This window comes from Brachybacterium kimchii, from assembly GCF_023373525.1.
In the GTDB taxonomy this organism is placed as follows: domain Bacteria; phylum Actinomycetota; class Actinomycetes; order Actinomycetales; family Dermabacteraceae; genus Brachybacterium; species Brachybacterium kimchii.
This window is the reverse complement of the sequence record NZ_CP097218.1, coordinates 3,997,433-4,017,216: the sequence shown is the minus strand read 5'-3', so window position 1 is coordinate 4,017,216 and position 19,784 is coordinate 3,997,433. Positions and strand designations below refer to the sequence as shown.

At 68.9% G+C, this 19,784-nt stretch carries 16 protein-coding genes, 1 tRNA gene, 1 pseudogene and 1 other annotated feature; of the genes and pseudogenes, 7 read left to right on the top strand and 11 right to left on the bottom strand.

The features are described 5' to 3' along the window. Nucleotides 1–135: 135 nt before the first annotated feature. The 4 genes from M4486_RS18265 to M4486_RS18250 all read left to right on the top strand — a co-directional run bounded on the left by M4486_RS18265 (nucleotide 136) and on the right by M4486_RS18250 (nucleotide 2,886). On the top strand, nucleotides 136–516 hold the full coding sequence (locus tag M4486_RS18265; RefSeq protein WP_249478746.1) for a cell division protein CrgA: 381 nt from the start codon (nucleotides 136–138) through the stop codon (nucleotides 514–516). Next, nucleotides 513–1,418 (top strand): SGNH/GDSL hydrolase family protein, encoded by a 906-nt coding sequence (locus M4486_RS18260; protein ID WP_249478745.1) that lies wholly within the window; start codon nucleotides 513–515, stop codon nucleotides 1,416–1,418. Before M4486_RS18265 ends, M4486_RS18260 begins: the two co-directional genes overlap by 4 nt. Nucleotides 1,419–1,634: 216 nt before the next feature. Continuing rightward, the gene (locus M4486_RS18255) at nucleotides 1,635–2,687 is read left to right on the top strand and encodes an LppM family (lipo)protein (RefSeq protein ID WP_249478744.1); all 1,053 of its coding nucleotides are present in this window, start codon (nucleotides 1,635–1,637) and stop codon (nucleotides 2,685–2,687) included. A gap of 126 nt (nucleotides 2,688–2,813) precedes the next feature. Beyond that, nucleotides 2,814–2,886: transfer RNA gene (locus M4486_RS18250), tRNA-Arg, on the top strand. Here M4486_RS18250 and M4486_RS18245 read toward each other — a convergent pair. Next, a complete protein-coding gene (locus M4486_RS18245; RefSeq protein ID WP_249478743.1) occupies nucleotides 2,852–3,409 on the bottom strand; it encodes a hypothetical protein in 558 nt (185 codons plus the stop codon). The two genes, M4486_RS18250 and M4486_RS18245, sit on opposite strands and share 35 nt — an antisense overlap. Nucleotides 3,410–3,708: 299 nt before the next feature. Between M4486_RS18245 and M4486_RS18240 the strand changes: the two are divergent. Beyond that, nucleotides 3,709–4,970: pseudogene (locus M4486_RS18240) on the top strand (IS3 family transposase). Next, nucleotides 4,005–4,139, top strand: a sequence feature (AL1L pseudoknot). It overlaps the preceding pseudogene by 135 nt. 283 nt (nucleotides 4,971–5,253) lie before the next feature. Here the strand turns inward: M4486_RS18240 and M4486_RS18235 are convergent. The 5 genes from M4486_RS18235 to M4486_RS18215 form a co-directional block, all read right to left on the bottom strand. Continuing rightward, complete coding sequence (locus M4486_RS18235) at nucleotides 5,254–6,978, bottom strand: DUF2326 domain-containing protein (protein ID WP_249478742.1); 1,725 nt, start codon at nucleotides 6,976–6,978, stop codon at nucleotides 5,254–5,256. Then, a complete protein-coding gene (locus M4486_RS18230; protein ID WP_249478741.1) occupies nucleotides 6,978–7,208 on the bottom strand; it encodes an ABC-three component system middle component 6 in 231 nt (76 codons plus the stop codon). Before M4486_RS18230 ends, M4486_RS18235 begins: the two co-directional genes overlap by 1 nt. Then, complete coding sequence (locus M4486_RS18225; protein WP_249478740.1) at nucleotides 7,201–7,989, bottom strand: ABC-three component system protein; 789 nt, start codon at nucleotides 7,987–7,989, stop codon at nucleotides 7,201–7,203. The genes M4486_RS18230 and M4486_RS18225 overlap by 8 nt, the downstream gene beginning before the upstream one ends. 857 nt (nucleotides 7,990–8,846) lie before the next feature. Beyond that, entirely contained in the window at nucleotides 8,847–10,079 is a 1,233-nt protein-coding gene (locus tag M4486_RS18220; protein WP_249478739.1) for a Gfo/Idh/MocA family protein, read from the bottom strand. Beyond that, nucleotides 10,069–10,857, bottom strand: a complete 789-nt coding sequence (locus M4486_RS18215) for a ThuA domain-containing protein (protein ID WP_239205391.1) — start codon at nucleotides 10,855–10,857, stop codon at nucleotides 10,069–10,071. Before M4486_RS18215 ends, M4486_RS18220 begins: the two co-directional genes overlap by 11 nt. A gap of 408 nt (nucleotides 10,858–11,265) precedes the next feature. On the opposite strand from M4486_RS18215, the gene M4486_RS18210 reads away from it, so the two are divergent. Beyond that, on the top strand, nucleotides 11,266–12,420 hold the full coding sequence (locus tag M4486_RS18210) for an alpha/beta hydrolase (protein ID WP_249478738.1): 1,155 nt from the start codon (nucleotides 11,266–11,268) through the stop codon (nucleotides 12,418–12,420). Between the two features lie 66 nt (nucleotides 12,421–12,486). Here the strand turns inward: M4486_RS18210 and M4486_RS18205 are convergent, their stop codons facing one another. The 4 genes from M4486_RS18205 to M4486_RS18190 form a co-directional block, all read right to left on the bottom strand. Continuing rightward, the gene (locus M4486_RS18205; RefSeq protein WP_249478737.1) at nucleotides 12,487–12,954 is read right to left on the bottom strand and encodes a hypothetical protein; all 468 of its coding nucleotides are present in this window, start codon (nucleotides 12,952–12,954) and stop codon (nucleotides 12,487–12,489) included. Nucleotides 12,955–13,070: 116 nt separating this feature from the next. Next, nucleotides 13,071–14,795 (bottom strand): FAD-binding oxidoreductase, encoded by a 1,725-nt coding sequence (locus M4486_RS18200; protein ID WP_249478736.1) that lies wholly within the window; start codon nucleotides 14,793–14,795, stop codon nucleotides 13,071–13,073. Further along, a complete protein-coding gene (locus M4486_RS18195) occupies nucleotides 14,795–15,652 on the bottom strand; it encodes a lysophospholipid acyltransferase family protein (protein ID WP_249478735.1) in 858 nt (285 codons plus the stop codon). Before M4486_RS18195 ends, M4486_RS18200 begins: the two co-directional genes overlap by 1 nt. Before the next feature lie 2 nt (nucleotides 15,653–15,654). Continuing rightward, complete coding sequence (locus M4486_RS18190; RefSeq protein WP_249478734.1) at nucleotides 15,655–16,434, bottom strand: SDR family NAD(P)-dependent oxidoreductase; 780 nt, start codon at nucleotides 16,432–16,434, stop codon at nucleotides 15,655–15,657. A gap of 241 nt (nucleotides 16,435–16,675) precedes the next feature. Between M4486_RS18190 and M4486_RS18185 the strand changes: the two genes are divergently transcribed. Further along, entirely contained in the window at nucleotides 16,676–18,919 is a 2,244-nt protein-coding gene (locus M4486_RS18185; protein WP_249478733.1) for an HAD-IB family hydrolase, read from the top strand. 24 nt (nucleotides 18,920–18,943) lie between these two features. Here M4486_RS18185 and M4486_RS18180 read toward each other — a convergent pair whose 3' ends face one another. After that, entirely contained in the window at nucleotides 18,944–19,753 is an 810-nt protein-coding gene (locus M4486_RS18180; protein WP_249478732.1) for an ABC transporter ATP-binding protein, read from the bottom strand. Between the last annotated feature and the right edge of the window lie 31 nt (nucleotides 19,754–19,784).

The following is a 19,784-nucleotide window of genomic DNA, read 5'->3' as shown; positions in this document are numbered from 1 at the left end:
GCCACCCCGGTCGCGCCACCCCGGTCGCGCCGTCCCGGTCGCGCCGTCCAGGCGGGCCTTATACGCTGGGGCGGACATCCCTCCCCTCGTCACCTCCCCTGACCTCGTCCCCCGTCGGAAACGGAGCAGCATCGCATGGCCGCAACCCAGCGCAGCAAGCGCGACCGGAAGAACGCGGACCCCGCGAAGCGCGCCAAGGGCGCCGAGCCCGCGAAGCGCGGCACGGCGGAGAAGCCCTCGACCGACGAGACCCATGAGAAGGCGAAGGACGCGATCTCCGAGCGCCGTCGGCCCGCCGCCGAGAGCACGGGTCGCGGCCGCCGCGTCGCCGCGCCCGCGGTCACCCCGAACTGGATCGCCCCGGTCGCGGTGGTCCTGCTCATCGTGGGCCTGATCTACCTGGTCACCTACTACCTCTCGAGCGCGACGCTGCCGCTCCCGATCGGTGACTGGAACCTGCTCGTGGGCTTCGGCGTGCTCGCCATGGGCGGCGTGACGCTCATGTTCTGGAAGTGAGCACTCCCCCACCGCTCCCGGAGCACGGCGCCGCATCGACAGAAGCCGCATCGACCGGTGCCGCATCGACGGGCACCGCACGATCCGCCGGTGCCGGAACAGCTCAGCCCTGGCACCGCTTCGTCGCCCTCGGCGACTCCTTCACGGAGGGCATCGGCGACCCCGATCCCGATGCTCCTGGAGGCCACCGCGGCTGGGCCGACCGCGTCGCCGAGGAGCTGGGCCGCTCGGTCCCGGGCTTCGAGTACGCGAACCTCGCGATCCGCGGGCGCCTCTACCAGGAGATCATCGACGAGCAGATCGAGCCCGCGGTCGCGCTCGAGCCGGACCTGGTGAGCATCTTCGCCGGCGGCAACGACGTGATCCGCGGACGCGACCCCGACGAGATCGCCGCCGCGATGGACACGGCCGTCGGCCGCCTCGCCGAGACCGGCGCGACCATCCTCCTGTGGACCGGGCCCGACGTCGGCTCCACGCCCGTGTTCCACCTGATCCGCGGGCGCACCGCGATCTACAACGAGAACATGCGCGCGATCGCGCAGCGCCACGGCGCCGCGGTCGTGGACCTGTGGTCGCTGCGCTCGCTCACGCACGAGGGAATGTGGGCCGAGGACCGCCTGCACTTCTCCCCCGAGGGGCATCTGACGATCGCCGCGCACGTGCTGGACACCCTGGGCGTCGAGCACACGCTGCAGCCCCATGACCTGGGCGACCCGACCGCGCTGCCGTGGCGCGAGGCCCGCCAGCAGGACCTGCACTGGGCGCGCGTGCACTTCGGGCCGTGGGTGGTGCGGCGTCTGCGCCGGCAGTCCTCGGGCAGCGCGGTGCGGCCGAAGAGGCCGTCGGCCGCACCGGTCTTCGGCCGGCCCATGCCTCCCGGCACCTCCGCCTCAGACCGGTAGGTCCGAGAGGCAGGTCCACCGGCGGACGGCACCTGCATGGGGCACCGGAGAGCGGCACGGCCCCGCCGCTGCGCCGGCCGATGGGTACTTCTCCCCACTGCGCTCCGCCACGAGGGCATCTAGCGTATGGGCAACGGGCCGCACCGAGCGCACTGGTCGGCGGCCCGCAGGCGCGGGGTCTCCGCGCCGCCCACCTCCTTCGACAACGGGGCCACCATGCACTCCCTCTCCCTGCGGCGACGGCTCGCCGCGCTCCTCCTCCTTCCCCTCCTCCTGCTCGCGGCCGGCTGCGCACGGGTGACCGCGGATTTCGACATCACCAGCGCTGACAGCTACGACCTCGACTTCGACATGGCCGTCGAGAAGTCATATGTCCAGAGCGAGTTCAACTCCGCCGACGAACTGTGCAAGGGCCTCGAGGACGAGGACTCCGGCGAGTTCGGTCAGGCGAAGTGGGAGCCCTACACCGAGGACGACATGTGGGGCTGCAAGATCTCCGGCACCGTCGAGAAGAAGGACTTCGGGTCGGGCTTCACGATCGACGAGAGCGACGGCGAGCTGCACCTGAAGACGTCGCCGGACTCCTCCTTCGATCCCTCGAGCAGCGGCTTCAGCGCGAGCGACCTCGACCTCACGGTCACCTTCTCCTTCCCGGGCAAGGTCATCGAGTCCAACGTGGGCACCGTCGACGGCAAGACCGTCACGATCACCGACGCCGGTGACATGAGCAAGGGCGTGGACATCACCGCGAAGGCCGGCGGCATCGGCGCGGGCCTGGTCATCCTCATCGTCGCCGTGATCGTCGTGCTGCTGATCGTGCTGATCATCATCGCGCTCATCGTGTTCTTCGTGGTGCGCTCGCGCCGCAGGAACAACGCCCAGGACAGCGCGGGCCCCGGCGGCTTCGGCGGACCGGCGGGCGGAAACGGCGGCTTCGGCAACGGCGGTGACTTCGGCGGGAACAGCGGGAACGCCGGGAACGCCGGCTACCCCGGCGGCTCCGGCTACCCGGGCGGCGGACAGGGCCAGGACCCGCAGCAGGGTGGCCAAGGTGAGCAGTGGAACCAGCCTCCCGGCCAGCAGAGCCAGCAGGGCCAGCAGTGGAGCCAGGCCCCCGGGCAGCAGGCGCCCCAGTCACCGCAGGGCCAGCAGCCGTGGAATCAGCCTCCGGCCCCGCAGGATCCGCAGGATCCGCAGAATCCGCAGGGTCAGCAGCCGGGGCAGGGATCCGACGGCGAGCAGCCGTGGAGCCGTCCGCCGCAGAACTGAGGCTCGGCGCGCGGGTGCGCGGTCACCCGTGACGCTCCTCGAGAGGCCGTGAGGCGGCTCACGGCCTCTCGATTGGCGCGGCGAACCGGTGCCGACTAGTATTACTGAGGTCGGTCACGCCGACGAGCGCCTGTAGCTTAACGGATAGAGCATCTGACTACGGATCAGAAGGTTGGGGGTTCGAATCCCTCCAGGCGCACCGTAGTAGTCGTACTCTGACCCCCGGCATGCGAAAGCATGCCGGGGGTCAGTGCGTTGAAGGGCTCGGCGAGTTCGACGACAGGCTGCTCGTCCTCGCCGATGGAGGTCTTCTCGAAGAGGGCCTCCTGGTTCGCCAGACGCTTGGCCGCGTCGTCTGACCGCCGGTACATCGTGGCACACTGGGTCATCAGATTCATGGCGCTGGCGAGGTACTTCCGCTGTCCGGCGTATTGCTCGTGATCGGCCGCGAGCTTGAGGTCGATCTCGGCCAGGCCGCTTCGGATCCGATCCTGGTGTCGTTTGAGCGTGTCGAGATCGATGGCATCAGCGAAGTGCCCAGCCAGAAACTTCTCACTCTCGGCCTCAAGACGCTGGCGCTGCGTGGTCAGCTCCCCTAGTTCCTGGGACCGAGACGACAAGCGCTCGTGGAAAGCGGCATCGACCTGCTTCGCCAGCGCCGAGTAGGTGGCCGCGCTGAGGCCGATCCTCTGATAGCAGGTGGCCACGAGGTCCTCAGCCACCGCGACGGATACCGCTTTGCGGTTGCAGGTGGTTCGCTTACTGGCCCGTCCGGAGCACACGTATTGGGCGTAGCGAATGCCCTGCTTATTCCGAGCGAAGTCCAGGTGCAACCGCGACGTTGCAGGTCGCGCAATACAGGATCCCCTTCAGAGGGTGGTCGTGCTTGCGCGACCGGACGCCGGCATGGGCCCGGGAGTCCAGGAGACGTTGCACGCGTTCCCACACCTCTATGTCCACGAGGAGCTGAAGCGTCCTGGGTTTGTTGGAGGCTCCTGGCCTTGGAAGCGAGGATGGAGATATGCCGAAGGAACTGGCGTCGAGGAAGCCGACGACGCGTCGCTACTCGGACGAGGAGAAGGCCGCCGCGGTGCGGATGGTGAGGACGCTGCGCTGAGCTGGACGTCACACAGGGGACGGTGCAGCGGGCGCGACGCAGCTCAGCTATGGGGTCGAGTCCGTGCAGATGTGGGTCAAGCAAGCCGACATCGACGACGGCCTCACCCCAGGCGTGAGCAGCGCGGAGGCACAGCGGGTGCAGGATATCGAGCAGGAGATCCGGGAGTTGGGCCGGGCGAATGAGGTGCTCAAGCGGGCCGCGTCTTTCCTCGGGGCGGAGCTCGACCGCCACTATCGGAAGTAGCCGCGTTCATCGACGCGAACAAGGACGACCTGGTCGACGGTCGCCGGCTCGGAGTCGAGCTCATCTGCAGACTGCTGCAGGTGGCTCCGAGCACCTACTACGCCGCCAAGACCCGTGCTCGGTCGGCCCGCGCCGTCCGCGACGAGGCGCTTGTCCCGCAGTTGGTCGAGCTCTGGGAGGCCAACCACCGCGTCTACGGGATCCGCAAGCTCTGGAAGGCCGCACGCCGGGCGGGGATCAATATCGGGTGAGAGCAAACCGCGCGGCTGATGCGCGCTGCCGGGATCGAGCGCGCCAGGCGGTCGAAGCGGGTCAAGACCACCAGGGCGGATCCGACATCGGCACGCCATCCCGACCTGGTGCAGCGGGAGTTCACCGCGACCGCCCCGAACCGGCTCTGAGCAATAGGCCTGACATTCGTGCCGACGTGGGCAGGTGTCACATACGTGTGTTTCATCATCGACGCGTTCAGTCGGATGATCGTGGGCTGACGGGTCGCGGCGCACATGCGCACCGAGATGGTTCTCGACGCGATCGAGATGGCCCGCTGGTCCCGCGGCCCCCACCACGATGATCTGCGGTGTCAGAGTGATGCGGGCTCTCAATTCACGTCGATTCGCTACGGCGAACGGCTCGCGGAGGTCGGCGCCACGCCGTCAATCGGGACCGTCGGCGACAGCTATGACAACGCCCTGGCCGAGACGGTCAACGGGTACTACAAGGCCGAACTCGTCCGCGGGCCGGCGCGATCGGGGCCTTGGAAGACCGTCGAGGACCTCGAGCTCGCGACCCTCGGCTGGGTGCACTGGCACAACACCGAGCGCCTCCAGGGCTACCTCGGCGACGTGCCGCCCGCCGAGTTCGAGCACGCGTTCTATCCTGACCAAGCCGACCGCGAGCAGCCGGCCGGAATCAAATAGCGCGAGTCTCCATCAGACCCACGGCGCTTCACCCTTGGCTCACGGCTTTGACCAGCAACTCAGGCTTATCGGCTCGTCCGGCCAACCGCGAGAGGCCCTCCCACTAACGCGAAGCAACTAAGTCGGAAGACTCGTAGGCGCGCATCCCCAGCACGCCTTTGTACCATTCGCGCTTCCTACCGCGGGAATCCCAGCACACTATCTTCCCTCCGTTCGCCGCCCAACGCGATCGTCCTCCGCCCGGCGGAACAACGCGGTCGCGGGAAAAGCGTAGCTCTCGCCCCTAGAACTCTCGCCCTATGAGACCGCCGACTTCGGTGTCCAAGACCGTGCGCACAACGCCCGCCTTGAACCACTCCTCGTCAAGCATCTCGTCAGGCACATCGTTGCTGTTGATGGTGCAGATATACTGCCCACCGGTGGACTCGACCATCGCCTGCGCGAAATGCAGCGCCCCCGCTCGTTGACGAGGATCGACGCCGTCGAAGACGGAGGAGTCGTGTACGAGGAAGTCGGGATGGTGGGCGGTCGTGATACCTTCTTCGAGCATTGTGAGATCAAAACAGAACAGGGTCATCCTGTCCACGCCGCTGCTCCCTGAGCCGGAGGCGCGTATTGCGAACTTGTACCCTACGTCGTCGACAGAAACGGTAAGGGCGGCGTCCTTGCCGTACAGCTCTCGCATCTTTTGACTGAACCGGTCGCTGATCCGGTCCAGCTTTTCGCGTGAGGTGGTCAAATATCGGGTCGCTTCGTTCCGCTTTGTGGACTGTTCGAGCTTGAGTTCCTCACGGCGCGTCACGACCTCTCGTGCTTGCCCGATCTGGAGGTCCAATGCGGCCATGCGAGCTTCGATGTCGCTGAGCTCGGCGCGCATCTCGTTCAACTCGTCAAGCGCGCCCCCAGCGTCAAGCGTCCGCAGAACGCCGTCGCGCTGCTCGTCGAGCCGCGATAGTTCTCCTGCGTGGGCAGCGATGCGCTCGTCGAGTGCTTCAATCTCGCCACGCAGAAACGAGCGGCGATTCGCCAAGAGTGCGGCGTGGAACTCGCGCACCTGACTGGCTTGGCGCCTAAAGCCGTCGGCAAGAATCGCGCCAGCCGCGCTGAAGAGTTCCTCGACCGGCAAGGAGTCGGCGTCGGTATCCTGCGTCTCAGATAAAGATGATATATAAAGCTCGCGCATCCGCCGGTTTACGACCGCCTGGTCCCGCAGACGACCAATTTGCGCCGTTAGCTCGTCGGCACGAGCAACCAGCGAATTCGGGTCCTCAAGGATACGAAACCCGGAGATGCGTTGCCTCCACTCATCGGCCTCGTTCTTCAGCGCAGCACGCTCCAGAACGAGCTCGTCTTCAGGCCGGAGCGTCGCGACCAGTCCCTCCTTGGACGCCGCTGTGATTGCCTTCAACTGATCTAATCCCTTTTTCACAGCTGCCAGCTCGTGGATTACTTCCCAATCCAATCCGAGCAGAAACGCAACATGTTCACGGCTGCTGGTCGCGCTCTGCTGCGCAATCACCTTCAAGGGATTCTTCGGGGTATCGGTCCGGATCACATACGAGAGAAGCGTGCGCACCGACAGCCCGCCGGTCACTTCCTGCTCGACGGGCTCCAACCGGAAAAGTGAGAGCCCCAGCAACTCTTTCCAGCTGTCAATAGTGATCTGGCCCTCCGAGAGCCACGGACCAATCACGTCACGCGCGGGACCCTCGGCTGAAATTGAGAGTCGACGGCCGCTTGCCAGCGAGCGCGTCGCGGTGACCGTACCTCCGAACATCTCCAGAGTCAGAGTGATCTCCCACCCGTCGTCGGCGAGAGGCCGCAAGCTGTGGTGGAGATTGCCGGCCAGGACGTAGTTCATCAGCATGAGCATCGTCGACTTGCCCCGTGCGTTGCGGCTGTCTTGGTCGGTCGAATCGTGAGCGCGATCGGCGATAACAGCATTGAAGCCGGGCTGGAACTTGATCGGCTTGAACTCTTCATGGTTCGCGCTCAGGCGGATAAACACTAGGCAACCCTCACCATCTGGTCGTCGTAGTCGAGGGCACCCGCGCCATAGAGGAAGGTCAGGGCTGTCACGAAACCGTCGTACGTCGACGCGGTAGCCGCTTGCCGGTGCTCGCCGTATAGTTGCCCAACGCTAAGCGTTCTATCACCCAAAAGAGCCAGCAGCGCAGCGGCTTCGCCGACGATAGTGCGCTCTAGTGGCGTGAACTTGTCCGGGAAGAATTCACTCACGTTCAAAGACCTCACAGATCTCGAACAGGTAAGCGATCACCGCGACCGCTGCTGCGCGCACTTGGGGACTGTCGCGCGGGCCAGCGTTCTCGATCGCGGTCTCGACGAGATAGTCGAACACCGCGTCCGGCTCGAGGTTCTCCGCGCGTGCAGCGTAGTAGTCGCTCTTGAACCGCGCGACCAGGCTGCGACCAAATGAGGGCGCCACAGAAGTTTGAAAACTGATGAACTCTTCGACACGTGCCGCCTGCGACAGGCCATCAGTGATTCGCTGCACAGATGTTTGACCCAGCTTGTTCAGCTTGATCTTCTCCCGCAGCGGAAGGGCTAGCTCGACACCGGGTTGCTGGGGCGTCACGGGCGTGCTTGCGATCACAGTGCACACCACCGTGAGTTCCTCGTATGTCACCTCACCGAGAGCGTTCCGCACGGCTCGCTCCACGGCAACCTCGTGTGAGCGCTTCGCTTCCAGCAGAAACTCGCGTGTATGGAACTCCAGTTGCGTGTCCACGGCGTCGTGATGCGGACCGCACAAGTAGACCAAATTCTCCGCCGAGCCACGCTCCTCTGGCGTCATGCTCGCGTCGTACCGAGGGCCACCAGGGCTTGCCGCAGCGATATGCGCAACCTTGCCAGTCGCCTTGGGGCGGTCTCCGTCGACCTTCGGATCAATCGTCAGATCCAGGCCGCAGCCTGGGTACGCGCACTTGTTGCCGCTTCGAGCGATGACTACCTTCTCCTGGGCCGGGGGCACACGGTCCCGCAGAGAAGTCTGAGCCATGGTCAGATCGTACCGGACGTGCGCAACAACCTGCCCGGGCGAACGCCGAAACGCCGACCTGGCTGACCGCGCACGACAACGATGTCATGTGGTACTTGTTGACCCATTCGGCCCAACGATGAGTCACGTCAATCTTCGGCCCATGCCAACCGCCGTTGCTGACAAGCGATCTCTCTCGTCGTCATGTTGGCGGCAATTAGCACGGAGTCCCCTGTACCCGCGATGCGCGAAGCGCCGGCAGCAGTGGAGCCCCGGAGCTCGATTTCCCGCGGCGTCGTGTACGAGGGGGTGGGGGTCGACGTCGAGCAGCGAGGTCGCCCTCTTATCGAGGAATCGCAGCTGGCGATCACCGCTGGCCCCGCCCGTCCGCGAGTACGCTCGCCGGGCCAGCAAACGCTGCATCATCAAGATGGCCCGTCGACTCATCGAGCGTCCGGACAACCAGCCGATTGACCGAGAAGGATAGCCAAGGCCCGTCTCATTTGGCTGCCGCGACTCCAACGTGCGCGAGGGGACCCTTCGTGTATTGCCAAACCGTCGTCCGATGAACACCGAACTTCTTGCAGATCGACCGCACGCTCGCCCCGCTCTCCCGAGTGGTTCGAATAGCGTCTATCTCCCTTGCAGCGAGAGGTGTTCGATTGCGTTTACTAGGGTCCGAGACCACCTCCGCATTCGGGCCGCCTACATCTTCCGACTCATCGGAGTTACAGAGTCTGGCCTGCTCCCACGCGGCAACCAGGCGTTCTAGCCGCTTGTGCGAGTTCCGATTGGGTCCACTTCCGCGCACCAGCGGAAAGGCCCCGTCACCTGCGGTGACGGGGCCTTTCGCATGTCCGGGCAGGTTTCCTTCGCCCTCAGCCCCGCGCGATCGCCTCGCGCACGCTGGGCCAGGACTGGAGGATGTCGCGGGCCTCGGGATCGTCCTCCGCGGCGATCGCCTCGGTGCGCGCCTCCTCGAGCAGCTCGTCGATCACCACGCGCGTGCCGCGGTCGACAGAGGCGACGGCGGCCTCGACCATCGCGAAGCTGAGAATGTTCTCGTGCACCTCGCACATGGGGGTGCGGCCTTCGCGCAGTGCGGTCACGAACTCGATGATCGAGGCGTCGATCTGGTCGGGCTCGGGCTCGGCGAGCGCCTGCTCGAGCGCCGTCTGCAGGGAGTGGGTCCGCTCCTCGTCCTCGGTGCCGAGCTGCGGCGCGCCCTTCCCGTCCCAGGTGGCCGTGCCCTGCTCGGCCCCGATGCGCCACTCGCTGTTCCAGTAGGTCGGCAGGCCGCGCGCGTTCCAGGTGCCGTTGTAGACGAACAGGGAGCCGCCGCTCATCTCGAAGGTGCAGCTCACGGTGGCGTCGCCCGCGTACACGCTCCACTGCGGGTTGGTGCCGTGCGCGGTCACCGCGAGCGGGTCCGTGCCGGTGATGTAGCGGGCCGTGTCGAAGGCGTGGATGCCCATGTCCCGCAGCAGCGGGTGCTGCTGGGTGGCGCGGAAACCCTCGTGCTCGGTGAACAGGCTGAAGAAGGCGCTGGTGAGGATCGTCGGCCCGTGCTCGGCGACGAAGCGCCGCAGCTCCCGCACCTGCGGGAAGAACCGGCGCGACTGGGAGACCATGAACGGCACTCCCGTGAGCTCGGAGTGGGCCATGAGGCTCAGCGCCTCCGGCAGCGTCTCGGTCACCGGCTTCTCGCCGAGCACCGGGATGCCCGCGTGCAGGGCCTTGCGGGTCACCGGGTGGTGGGCGACGGGGACCGTCGGGTCGATGAGGATGTCGGCCCCCACCTCGAGGGCGAGGTCCACGCCGTCGGTGCCGACGGCGACGGCCGAGGGGTCCTCGACGCCCGATTGGGCGATGGACTGCGCGGGCATGCCCTCGACGAGGTCGGCGACGCCCACGAGCTCGGTCACCGGGCTCGAGGCGATCACGCGCGCCCACCACTTCCCCATCCCGCCCGCGCCGACGACGACGGCCCGCAGGGGCCGCTGCCCCGCGGAGTTCGCGATCGCGGCGTTGGGGTCGGCGACGGCGTCCGAGGTGCTCGCCTCCGCGCGCGTCCCGTCGGCCGCTGTGCTCTCGCGCAGATCAGATGACACGGGTGATCTCCTCGCCCTCGGCGGTGCGGGCGCCCTCGCGGAACCAGTCCCGCGGAGCGTTGGCGATCTTGACCGCGGCGCGCTCGCGGTCCTCCTGGGGGCGGGCCCAGAGAGCGGCGTTGGCGAGCACGCGCTGGATCTCCGCCTGGTGGTAGACGGGGTACTCCTGGTCACCGGGGCTGAAGTAGAAGATGCGTCCCTTGCCGCGGTAGAAGCAGCAGCCCGAGCGGAACACCTCTCCCCCGCTGAAGGAGGAGATGAAGACCTGCTCGTCGGGCGCGGGGATGTCGAACATCTCCCCGTACATCTCCTGCCCGGGGATCACGATCGGGTGCGGCACGCCGCGGGCGATCGGGTGGGAGCCGCTCACGGTCCACACCCGCTCCTCGTCGTTGTCGTTGCGCCACAGCAGGTTGCAGGTGGTGCCCATGAGCAGGCGGAACGGCTTGGAGTAGTGCGCGGAGTGGAGAGGCAGGAAGCCCATGCCCTCGCGCACGTGGCGGACCACGCGCTCGGCGACCTCGTCGGGCACGTCCTGGTGCGCCATGTGGCCCCACCAGGTGAGGACGTCGGTGTTCGCGAGGACCTCCTCGCTGAGGGACTCCTCGATGTCGTCGAGCAGGGCGACGCGCACGTCGACGTCCTCGCCGAGCGCGCCGAGCGTGCTGGTGAGCGCGCCCGCGATCGTGGTGTGCATGCCCTCGGGGTAGAGCTCCTGGACTCTCTCGTCGACCTTCTCGTGCCGGTTCTCGCCGAACACGGTGATGCGCAGGGTCATCGCGCGACTCCTTCGTCTCATGGTGGTGGGGTGCAGTCGAGCTGCAGGGTGGAGTGCGGGCGTCGTTCCCGCCGGGGACTGCGGCAGCGCGTCTGCGTCACAGCTCCGTTCCCACGTGGTGACCATCGTAGGGTCGCGCCGCCCCCTCGGTGCACGGACCGTCCCCTGGGTGGGACGCGGCCCGCCGATCCCGGCGCCGATCCCCGCCCCGATCCCGGTCCGGGCCCGCCGATCCCGACACGCCGCGGCAACCAGTGACCCTTGCGCCCTCGTCCAGGGCGCGTGCAGGCTGACGTTGCCTCCGGCGAGCTCTTCGGGCCGCAGCGGACGGGTGCACGGCGTCGGTGCGCTCGCGCGGCGGTCTCCGGCCCGGCCACGGCTTCTCGTGCACCGATCACAGGAGATCCGATGAACTGCTCGTCCACTGCTCGCCCCTCCCGTCGTGCCCTCTTCACAGGCACCGCCGCTGCCACAGGCCTGATGGCGGCGCCGCTCGCCGCACCGTCCGCCGCGCGGGCCGCCGTGAGCGACCCCTACGACCCCTCGGCGTACACGGCGTCCCACGGCTTCACGTTCGCCGAGGGCTTCCCGGTCGCCATCCCCGAATGGCGCTCGATCGACTTCCGGGTGCATGCGCCGAAGATCCGCACCTTCCCGCCGTCGTTCCGCGTGACGCTCCCCGCCGGGTACGCCGACGAGCCGGACCGCGACTATCCCGTGCTCCTGCTGCTGCACGGACGCGGCGGGGACTTCACGCAGTGGTCCGCCGACGACACCGGCGAGCCCGGCGGCGACGGCGGCGGGGGCGGTCAGGCGATCTCCCGCACGGAGGACCAGGACGTCATCGTCGTCATGCCCGACGGCGGGGCCGGCTCGTTCTACTCCAACGCGAACGCACCGCTGCCCGGACGCGAGGCCGCGTGGGAGACCTTCATCATCGAGCAGGTCCTGGGCTTCGTGCACGACAGCTTCCGCACCGACCCGACGCGCATGGCGATCGCCGGGCTCTCGATGGGCGGCTGGGGCGCGCTCGCGCTCGGGCAGAAGTACAAGGACCTCTTCACCTCGATCAGCTCCTACTCGGGCCCCGGCGACTGCCGCCTGGACACGGACGACGGCAAGCTCGTCGCCTTCACGATCCTCGCCTGCCCGATCTTCGACGCCTGCAAGTACCCCGCCACCGCGAACGGCCCCGGCGCGACCTGGGGCCCGTCCATCGATCCGCCGATCGCCTCGACCTACGACCCGATCGAGAACATCGAGCGCTATCGCGGCAAGCGCGTGTTCCTCCGCAGCGGCGACGGCAACTGGATCGACTTCGTCGCCGCCCTCCAGGGCCACGGCGATCTGCTCGACCAGATCCGTCGGAAGGCGGACACGATCGGCGGGGACGTGATCGAGGGGCCCGTGCACCCCAACCTGGAGCGGTTCGCGGGCGCGCTGAGCGATGCGGGCATCGAGAACGACTACCGCATGGACAAGGGCCGCACCCACGACTGGACCCTCTGGCGCGAGAACTTCGCCGAGGACCTCCCCGGGATCATGCGGGCGCTCGGGGCCTGAGCCCCGGCGCGCACGCGGCGGCCGTCGAGCGGCGCCGCGTGCGGGCTCCGGACGCCGGGCCCCTGGTCAGTGCGCGGAGGCGATCAGCACGCCCGCGTCCTCGAGCGCGACGCGGAGGCTCCGGGTGGTCGAGTCCATGGTGCGGCGGGCTCGGCGCTCCCCCAGGATCCCGCCCAGGGCACGGGGACTCGCGTCCGACCACGAGCATCGCACCTCGCTGCGGGCCGGCGCGGCGCCCGCCGCGGTGGGCGCCGCGCCGCTCGCTCCGTCGTCCGACGGCCGCACGTCGACGCGCATCTCGAGGTGCTGTCCGCCTCCGGCGAGGCCGCCCATGAGCACGCTGCGTCCCAGCCGTCCGCGCTCGAAGACCTGGGAGACGCCGACGGGGCCGCGGGAACCGCCGCCCCGTGTATCGCCCTTAGGTTCTTCGCCGTCGCGCTCGACCTCGCGCCACCCGGCTGCGCGCAGAGGTGCGTCGACGAGCTCGACCGCGCGCTCAGGAGCGCAGCGGACGCGCCATGCTGCAGTTCCCATCGTCCCGGGCTCCTCCGTCTCCTCGCAGTTCGTGCCGCCGGTGCGGGATGCTCCGATGCAGAAGCGGCCGACGGCGCATCATGCGCCGTCGGCCGCTCGTCTTCGCGCCTTCGCCCTCAGGGGGTGACGACCTTGCCGGGGTTGAGGTTCCGGCCGGGGTCGTTCTGCGCGAAGAGGCCCTCGATGATGTGCTCGCCGAGCTCGCCGATGTCCTCGGTGAGCCAGGGCTGGTGCTCGGTGCCCACGGCGTGGTGGTGGGAGACCGTGGACCCGAGGTCCACGAAGGCCTGCTGCACGGCGCGCTTGGCGTTGTAGTACTGCTCGAGCGCCTTGTCCGGGCTCGTGTACTTCAGGGCGAAGGTGAAGTAGAGGCAGGCGCCCGAGTGGTAGCTGTGGGACATGTGGCAGAACATGAAGCCGGGCAGTCCCTGCTTCCGCTGCGCCTCGTAGAACGCCTCGTAGACCTTCGCGTGGACCTCGTTGATGTTCGACCAGGTCGCGCCGGTGTCGCAGACGTCGCCGAACACCTGGTAGCTGAGCAGGAAGTCGCGCAGGTACGGGGTGTCGAACTTCTTCTGGTCGTAGATCGCACCCGGTCCGGCTCCGAGCGTGATGCCGCCCGCGCCCTTGACCAGCTTCTTCACGACGGACTTCTGGTGCTCGACGGTCTCCTTGGTGCCCTCGAAGCACACGTAGGAGATGCTCATCTCCTCGCTCGTGTCCCAGCCCTTGGAGCGCAGGTAGGCGAAGAGTCCGTCCTGCACCTTCGCGGCGACCTTGCCCTTGGTCGAGGTGGGCTCCTTGACCATGGCGAGGCTGAACTCGGTCTCGGGGCCGTCGGAGAGCCGCGTGAAGGTGGGCGAGACGTCGGTCGAGCGGGCGATCGCGTGCATGCCGCGGATGCCGTGCTCCCAGTCGGGGTACATGTAGGCGATGACCTGGCGCACCTGCGGCAGGCGGTGCACCTGCACGGTGAGCTCGGTGATGATGCCCATGCGGCCCTCGGAGCCCAGGATCATCTCGTGGACGCTGGGGCCGGAGTCACGGCCGGGGATCGGGTTGGTGACGACGGTGCCCTCGGGGTGGACGACGCGCATGCCGCGCACGATGTCCTCGATGTCGCCGTACTTGTCGGACTGCATGCCCGAGGAGCGCGTCGCGGCCCAGCCGCCCAGCGTCGAGTAGGTGAAGGAGTCCGGGAAGTGGCCCATCGTCCAGCCCTCGGCGGCGAGCTGCTCCTCGAGGTCGGGCCCGTAGACGCCGGCCTGCACCCGCGCGAGACCCGCGGTGTCGTCGATCGAGAGCACCTGACGCATGCGGCCCAGGTTCACGGTGAGCACGGGGCGCTGCTCGGCCGGGTCGGGGGTGACCGAGCCGGAGATGCAGGAGCCGCCGCCGTAGGGGATCAGCACGAGGTCCTTCTCGATCGCCAGGCGCAGCAGGCCGGCGACCTCCTCCTCCGTGCCGGGGTAGACCACGGCGTCCACGAGGCGTTCGAAATCGCCCGAGCGCACATGGAACAGGTCCGGGAGGGAGCGGCCGAAGGAGTGCAGCACGCGGTACTCGTCGTCCGTGCGCACGTTCGCCTCGCCCACGAGCCCCACGATCGCCTCGCGCTCGGCGTCGCCCAGGCGCCCCGCGGGCACCTCGTGATCGGAGAGCTCGGGGTCGTCGAACTGGGTGACCTGCTCGAGATCCACGCCGATCTTGTTCTTCGCCAGCGGCGCGAAGGCGGGCTTGTTGTCGAAGCGGAAGCGGACGTCGTCCATGCCCCAGCCCCACCACTTGTGCCGGGTGACGTCGGCCGCGGTGAGATCGGCTGCGGAATGCGATGCGGTCATCAGTGCTCCTCCCGGGGTCCCGTGCGGGGGCCCAGGATCTGCTCGTAGTTGCTGTCGTAGAGGTCGACCACGGCCGCGCGCACGCGCTCCATGTAGTCGACGACGGATTCGCCGTCGCGGGCCATCATCGGGTCGCCGAAGACGACGCCGACCGGCGGGCGGCCGGGCTTGGGCCAGCTGCGGCCCTTGGGCATCGCCTCGTGGCCGCCGACGAGGGCGGCCGGGATGATCGGGACGCCGACGCTCGAGGCGAGCGCCGCGGCGCCGGGCTTGAACTCCCCCATGGTGCCGGTCTTCTGCCGCCCGCCCTCGGGGAACACGAGGATCGGGACGCCGCTGCGCAGCAGACGCCGGGAGAACCCGGAGTTCTTGCGCGAGCCGTCGCGGTCGATCGGGTACGCGTTGAACAGGAGGCGCACGAAGAGGCGCTTGTACCAGACGTGGAAGAAGTAGTCCGCGGCCACGCCCGTGGAGAGGTAGCGGGCCTGCGCCCAGGGCAGCCCCTCGGCGAGCATGGGCGCATCGAGGTGGCTCGTGTGGTTGGCGACCAGGACGAACGGCCCGCGCACGGACTTCACGCGGCGCGCGGTCGTCACGGTCTGGGTGACGTTGGCGCGCACCAGGCCGCGGAACAGGCCGCGCTGGAGCACGAAGCGCAGGGCCGCGCGGGCGCGCGAGCGGTACTTGCGGGTGTCCTCGTCCAGAGGGTCCCAGCCGAGGCTGCGGAGGCGGGAGGAGAGGGACTGGTCGTGGCGCGGATTCTGCGCCGACCTGTCGGCCTTGGCGTGCTTGTCCGCCTTCGCGGGCTTCTCGGCCTTCGCGGGCTCGTCCGCCTTCTCCGGCTGGTTGCCTGCCATGCTCAGCGCTCCTTGCTGCGCCGGGAGCTGAGCAGCGAGCTGAGACGGTGCACGAGCGGGCGCGGCAGCGAGCGCAGCAGCGCGGTGATGAGCTTCCAGCGGCCCCCGGGGATGCTCACGGCCTTCCCCTGGGCGACGTCCTTCAGGCCCTGCTCGGCGAGGTCGTCGGCGTCCAGCCAGAGGAACCCGGGGATCGAGGAGCCGCGGATGCCGGCGCGCTGGTGGAACTCGGTGCGCACCCAGCCCGGGGTGACGGCCGTGGACTGCACGCCGGTGCCCTCGAGCTGCACGCTCAAGGACTCGGAGTAGTTGGTCACCCAGGCCTTGATGGCCGTGTAGTTGTTCTGCGTGATGAAGGCGCTCACGGACGCGATGTTGATGATCCAGCCCTCGCCGCGCGCGCTCATCGCGCGTCCGGCGGCGCCGCCGAGCTTGAGGACGGCGCGCTGCATGACCTCGAAGCCGCGGTCGTGCTCGCTCAGGTCGGGATCCAGCAGCGAGGCGCGCACGGAGAACCCGGCGTTGTTCACGAGCACGTCGATCGCGGGGGCGGTGGTCGATTCGAGCCTGTCGGCGACCTTCTGCTGGTCGTCCCGATGGGCCAGATCGGCGACGAGGGTCTCGACCTCGACGCCGTGGCTCGTGCGCAGCTCGGCGGCGGCCTCCTGGAGGCGCGCGTCGTCGCGGGCCACGAGCACCAGGGCCACGCCGCGCCGGGCGAAGGCCCTGGCGAACGCCGCTCCGATGCCTGCGGTCCCACCGGTGATAAGGGCCCTGTGCATGCGGGCCACGATACATGGGCGAGGTGCTCCCACCGAGGCGGTCCGGGCCGTCGTGCGCGTCACGCGGCGGCGCGGACGACCTGTGGTCGAAGGCCCCATGCGCTACCGTCGGACGAGACCGTGCACGACGTCCGCCCGCGCCCCTGCGCGGTAGGGCACGCCCGCCGCGCCGGCGGGCGGAGGCCGGAAGACCCACCCGGCCGGGACGTCGGCCGCCCACCTGCATCTGAGGGAACACCGCATGTCCAACCCCACCCCGTCCCCCGAGCGCTCCGGCCCGCGCGAGATCCTGCTGACCGGTGTCACCGGCTTCCTCGGCCAGGCCGTCCTGCAGTCGCTCCTCGAGTACACCGACGACGTCCGCGTGACCGCCGTCGTGCGCGCGAAGGGGACGCTGACCGGTCGCAAGCGCCTCGAGGGCCTGCTGCGCAAGCCCGTGTTCTCCTCCTGGGCCGACCGCGTGGGCAAGGACACCGTGCGCGCGGCCTTCGACTCGCGCGTCGACGTGCTCGAGGGCGACCTGACCGCGATGCCGGCGCTCGACAAGAGCTACGACACGGTCATCCACTCCGCGTCCTCGGTGTCCTTCGACCCGCCGATCGACGACGCGTTCCGGACCAACGTCGGCGGCGCGCGCAACCTCTACCAAGCGCTCCTGGACTCCGGTCAGGACCCGCACGTCATCCACGTCTCCACCGCGTACGTCGGCGGCATCTCCAAGGGGCTGCGCCGCGAGGGCCGGCTCGAGCACGGCGTCGACTGGAAGGCCGAGTTCGAGGCCTCCCAGGCGGCGCGCCAGCGCGTCGAGGCCGAGTCCCGTCGGCCCGAGAACCTGCGCACCCAGATGCGCATCGCCCGTCTGCGCGACGGCCGCATGGGCCCCAAGGCCGTCGCCGCCGCCGCCGAGGAGGCGCGCAAGCAGTGGGTCGACGAGCGCCTCGTCGACTTCGGCCGCACGCGCGCGCAGTCCGTCGGCTGGACCGACATCTACACCTTCACCAAGGCGATGGCCGAGCGCGTCGCCGAGGAGATGTGGGCCGACGCCGGCCACCGCGTCTCCTTCGTGCGCCCCTCGATCATCGAGTCCGCGCTGCAGCGCCCCTACCCCGGCTGGATCGACGGCTACAAGGTCGCCGACCCGCTGATCATGGCCTTCGGCCGCGGCCTGCTGCCCGAGTTCCCGGGCCTCGCCGACTCGATCCTGGACATCATCCCCGTCGACTTCGTGGTCAACGTGATCGTGGCGCTCGCGACCCAGGACGTCTCCCGCCGCGGCGACGACGCCTACTTCCAGGTCGCCTCCGGCGGCTCGAACCCGCTGCCCTTCCACGAGATGGTCGACGCCGTGCGCGGCTACTTCGTCGAGCACCCGCTGCAGGACGACGACGGCAAGGACATCGTCGTGCCCGACTGGACGTTCCCGTCCGTCGACCTCGTCGAGCAGCGCTTCCGGATGAAGGAGATCGCCACCAAGGCCGGTCAGACCGTCGTCTCCCGCCTGCCCGCGACCCGCCGCACCCGCGAGTGGACGACGACCCTGCACCGCAATGCCTCGGGCCTGACCACGCTGCGCAAGTACATCGAGCTCTACCGCCAGTACACGAAGACCGAGATGGTCTTCGACGACGCGAACACCCGCGCGCTGCGCGAGGAGCTGCCCGCCGAGTTCCTCTCGACCCACGACTTCGACATCACGAAGGTCGACTGGGTCGACTACTTCCGGAACCTCCACCTGCCCGCGGTCACGGAGCTCACCAAGGCGTACTCGCGCGGCCGCGCCGCCGTGCGCGCCCGCCAGAACCGCCCCGCGCCGGAGATGAAGGAGGCGAGCGACGCCCTCGCCGTCTTCGACCTGGACGGCACCGTGGTCGGCGCCAACATCATCCAGCAGTACCTCTCGGTGGTGCGCGCGACCAAGCCGACCGCCTCGTGGCCCGGCGAGATCGGCTCCCTGCTGCGCTCGGTGCCCTCCTACCTGCGGGCCGAGAAGCGCGACCGCTCCGAGCTGATCCGCCTGGTCAACCGCCGCTACAAGGGCTACCGCCGCGAGGAGCTCGAGCAGCTGCTCTCCGGCAGCCTGGGCCGCTCGATCCGCTCCTCGATCCGCCCCGAGGCGCTCGAGCTCATCGAGCAGCACCGCCGCGCGGGCCACCGCACCGTGCTCGTCACCGGGGCCCTCGACGTGCTCGTCGAGCCGCTCGCCGGTCTGTTCGACGACATCGTCGCCACCCGCATGGACGTCACCTCCGACGGCGTGATGAGCGGCTACCTCGCCACTCCCCCGGTGGTCGACGAGGCCCGCGCCAACTGGCTGCGCAAGTACGCCGACGAGCACGGCGCCGACCTCAAGAAGTCCTACGGCTACGGCGACTCCCATGCCGACGCCTCCTGGCTCGAGCTCGTCGGCACGCCCTCAGCGGTCTCCCCCGATCTGGGCCTCTACTCCGTCGCCAAGAAGAAGCGCTGGTCCATCCTCGAGTGGTGAGGCGGGGCGCGGCCGGGGCCGCGCTCAGTCCTCGGAGACCCCGTGATGCCGGCCGATGGGCAGCATCATCGGGCTGCCGGAGACGGGGTCGCGGATCACGCGGTTCTCGAGGCCGAACACGGTCCTCACCGCCTCGGCGGTGAAGACCTCCCCGGGAGCGCCAGCGCCGTGGATCCGCCCGTGCTCCATCATCACCAGGTGGTCGGCGTACCTGGCGGCGAGGTTCAGGTCGTGCAGGACCATGACGATCGTGGTGCCCCGGCGGGCGTTGAGGTCGGTGAGCAGATCGAGCACCTCGACCTGGTGGTTCACGTCCAGGAACGTCGTGGGCTCGTCGAGCAGGAGCAGATCGGTGCGCTGGGCCAGGGCCATCGCGATCCACACGCGCTGACGCTGACCGCCGGAGAGCTCGTCCACGGGGCGCTCGGCGAGAGCCGCGGTCCCGGTCGCGTCGAGCGCCTCCGCGACGGCCTCGTCGTCGGCGGCCGACCATCGCGCCACCAGGCCCTGATGCGGATGCCGCCCCCGGGAGACCAGCTCGGAGACGGTGATGCCCTCGGGTGCGATCGGCGACTGCGGCAGCAGGCCCAGGGTGCGCGCGACCTGCTTGGCCGGCAGACGGTGGATCCGGGTGCCGTCGAGCAGCACCTGGCCCGACGTCGGCGCCAGCAGACGCGAGAGCACGCGCAGCAGGGTCGACTTCCCGCACGCGTTGGCCCCGATGATCGCCGTGATCCGCGCGGGCACCAGCTCGAGGTCGAGGCCCTCGATCACGCTGCGGTCCCCGTAGCCCGCGCTGAGGCCGCTCGCTGCCAGGGTGTGGTCCGTGGTCATCGTGGTTTGCCTCCTGGCGGGACGGGCGCGG

Bases quoted from the DNA above. Each gene is read 5' to 3' on its own strand.
- M4486_RS18205 (WP_249478737.1), bottom strand. From the start codon at position 12,954: ATGGGAACTGCAGCATGGCGCGTCCGCTGCGCTCCTGAGCGCGCGGTC.
- M4486_RS18215 (WP_239205391.1), bottom strand. From the start codon at position 10,857: ATGACCCTGCGCATCACCGTGTTCGGCGAGAACCGGCACGAGAAGGTC.
- M4486_RS18190 (WP_249478734.1), bottom strand. From the start codon at position 16,434: ATGCACAGGGCCCTTATCACCGGTGGGACCGCAGGCATCGGAGCGGCG.
- M4486_RS18200 (WP_249478736.1), bottom strand. From the start codon at position 14,795: ATGACCGCATCGCATTCCGCAGCCGATCTCACCGCGGCCGACGTCACC.
- M4486_RS18225 (WP_249478740.1), bottom strand. From the start codon at position 7,989: ATGGCTCAGACTTCTCTGCGGGACCGTGTGCCCCCGGCCCAGGAGAAG.
- M4486_RS18195 (WP_249478735.1), bottom strand. From the start codon at position 15,652: ATGGCAGGCAACCAGCCGGAGAAGGCGGACGAGCCCGCGAAGGCCGAG.
- M4486_RS18185 (WP_249478733.1), top strand. From the start codon at position 16,676: ATGTCCAACCCCACCCCGTCCCCCGAGCGCTCCGGCCCGCGCGAGATC.
- M4486_RS18265 (WP_249478746.1), top strand. From the start codon at position 136: ATGGCCGCAACCCAGCGCAGCAAGCGCGACCGGAAGAACGCGGACCCC.
- M4486_RS18180 (WP_249478732.1), bottom strand. From the start codon at position 19,753: ATGACCACGGACCACACCCTGGCAGCGAGCGGCCTCAGCGCGGGCTAC.
- M4486_RS18210 (WP_249478738.1), top strand. From the start codon at position 11,266: ATGAACTGCTCGTCCACTGCTCGCCCCTCCCGTCGTGCCCTCTTCACA.
- M4486_RS18255 (WP_249478744.1), top strand. From the start codon at position 1,635: ATGCACTCCCTCTCCCTGCGGCGACGGCTCGCCGCGCTCCTCCTCCTT.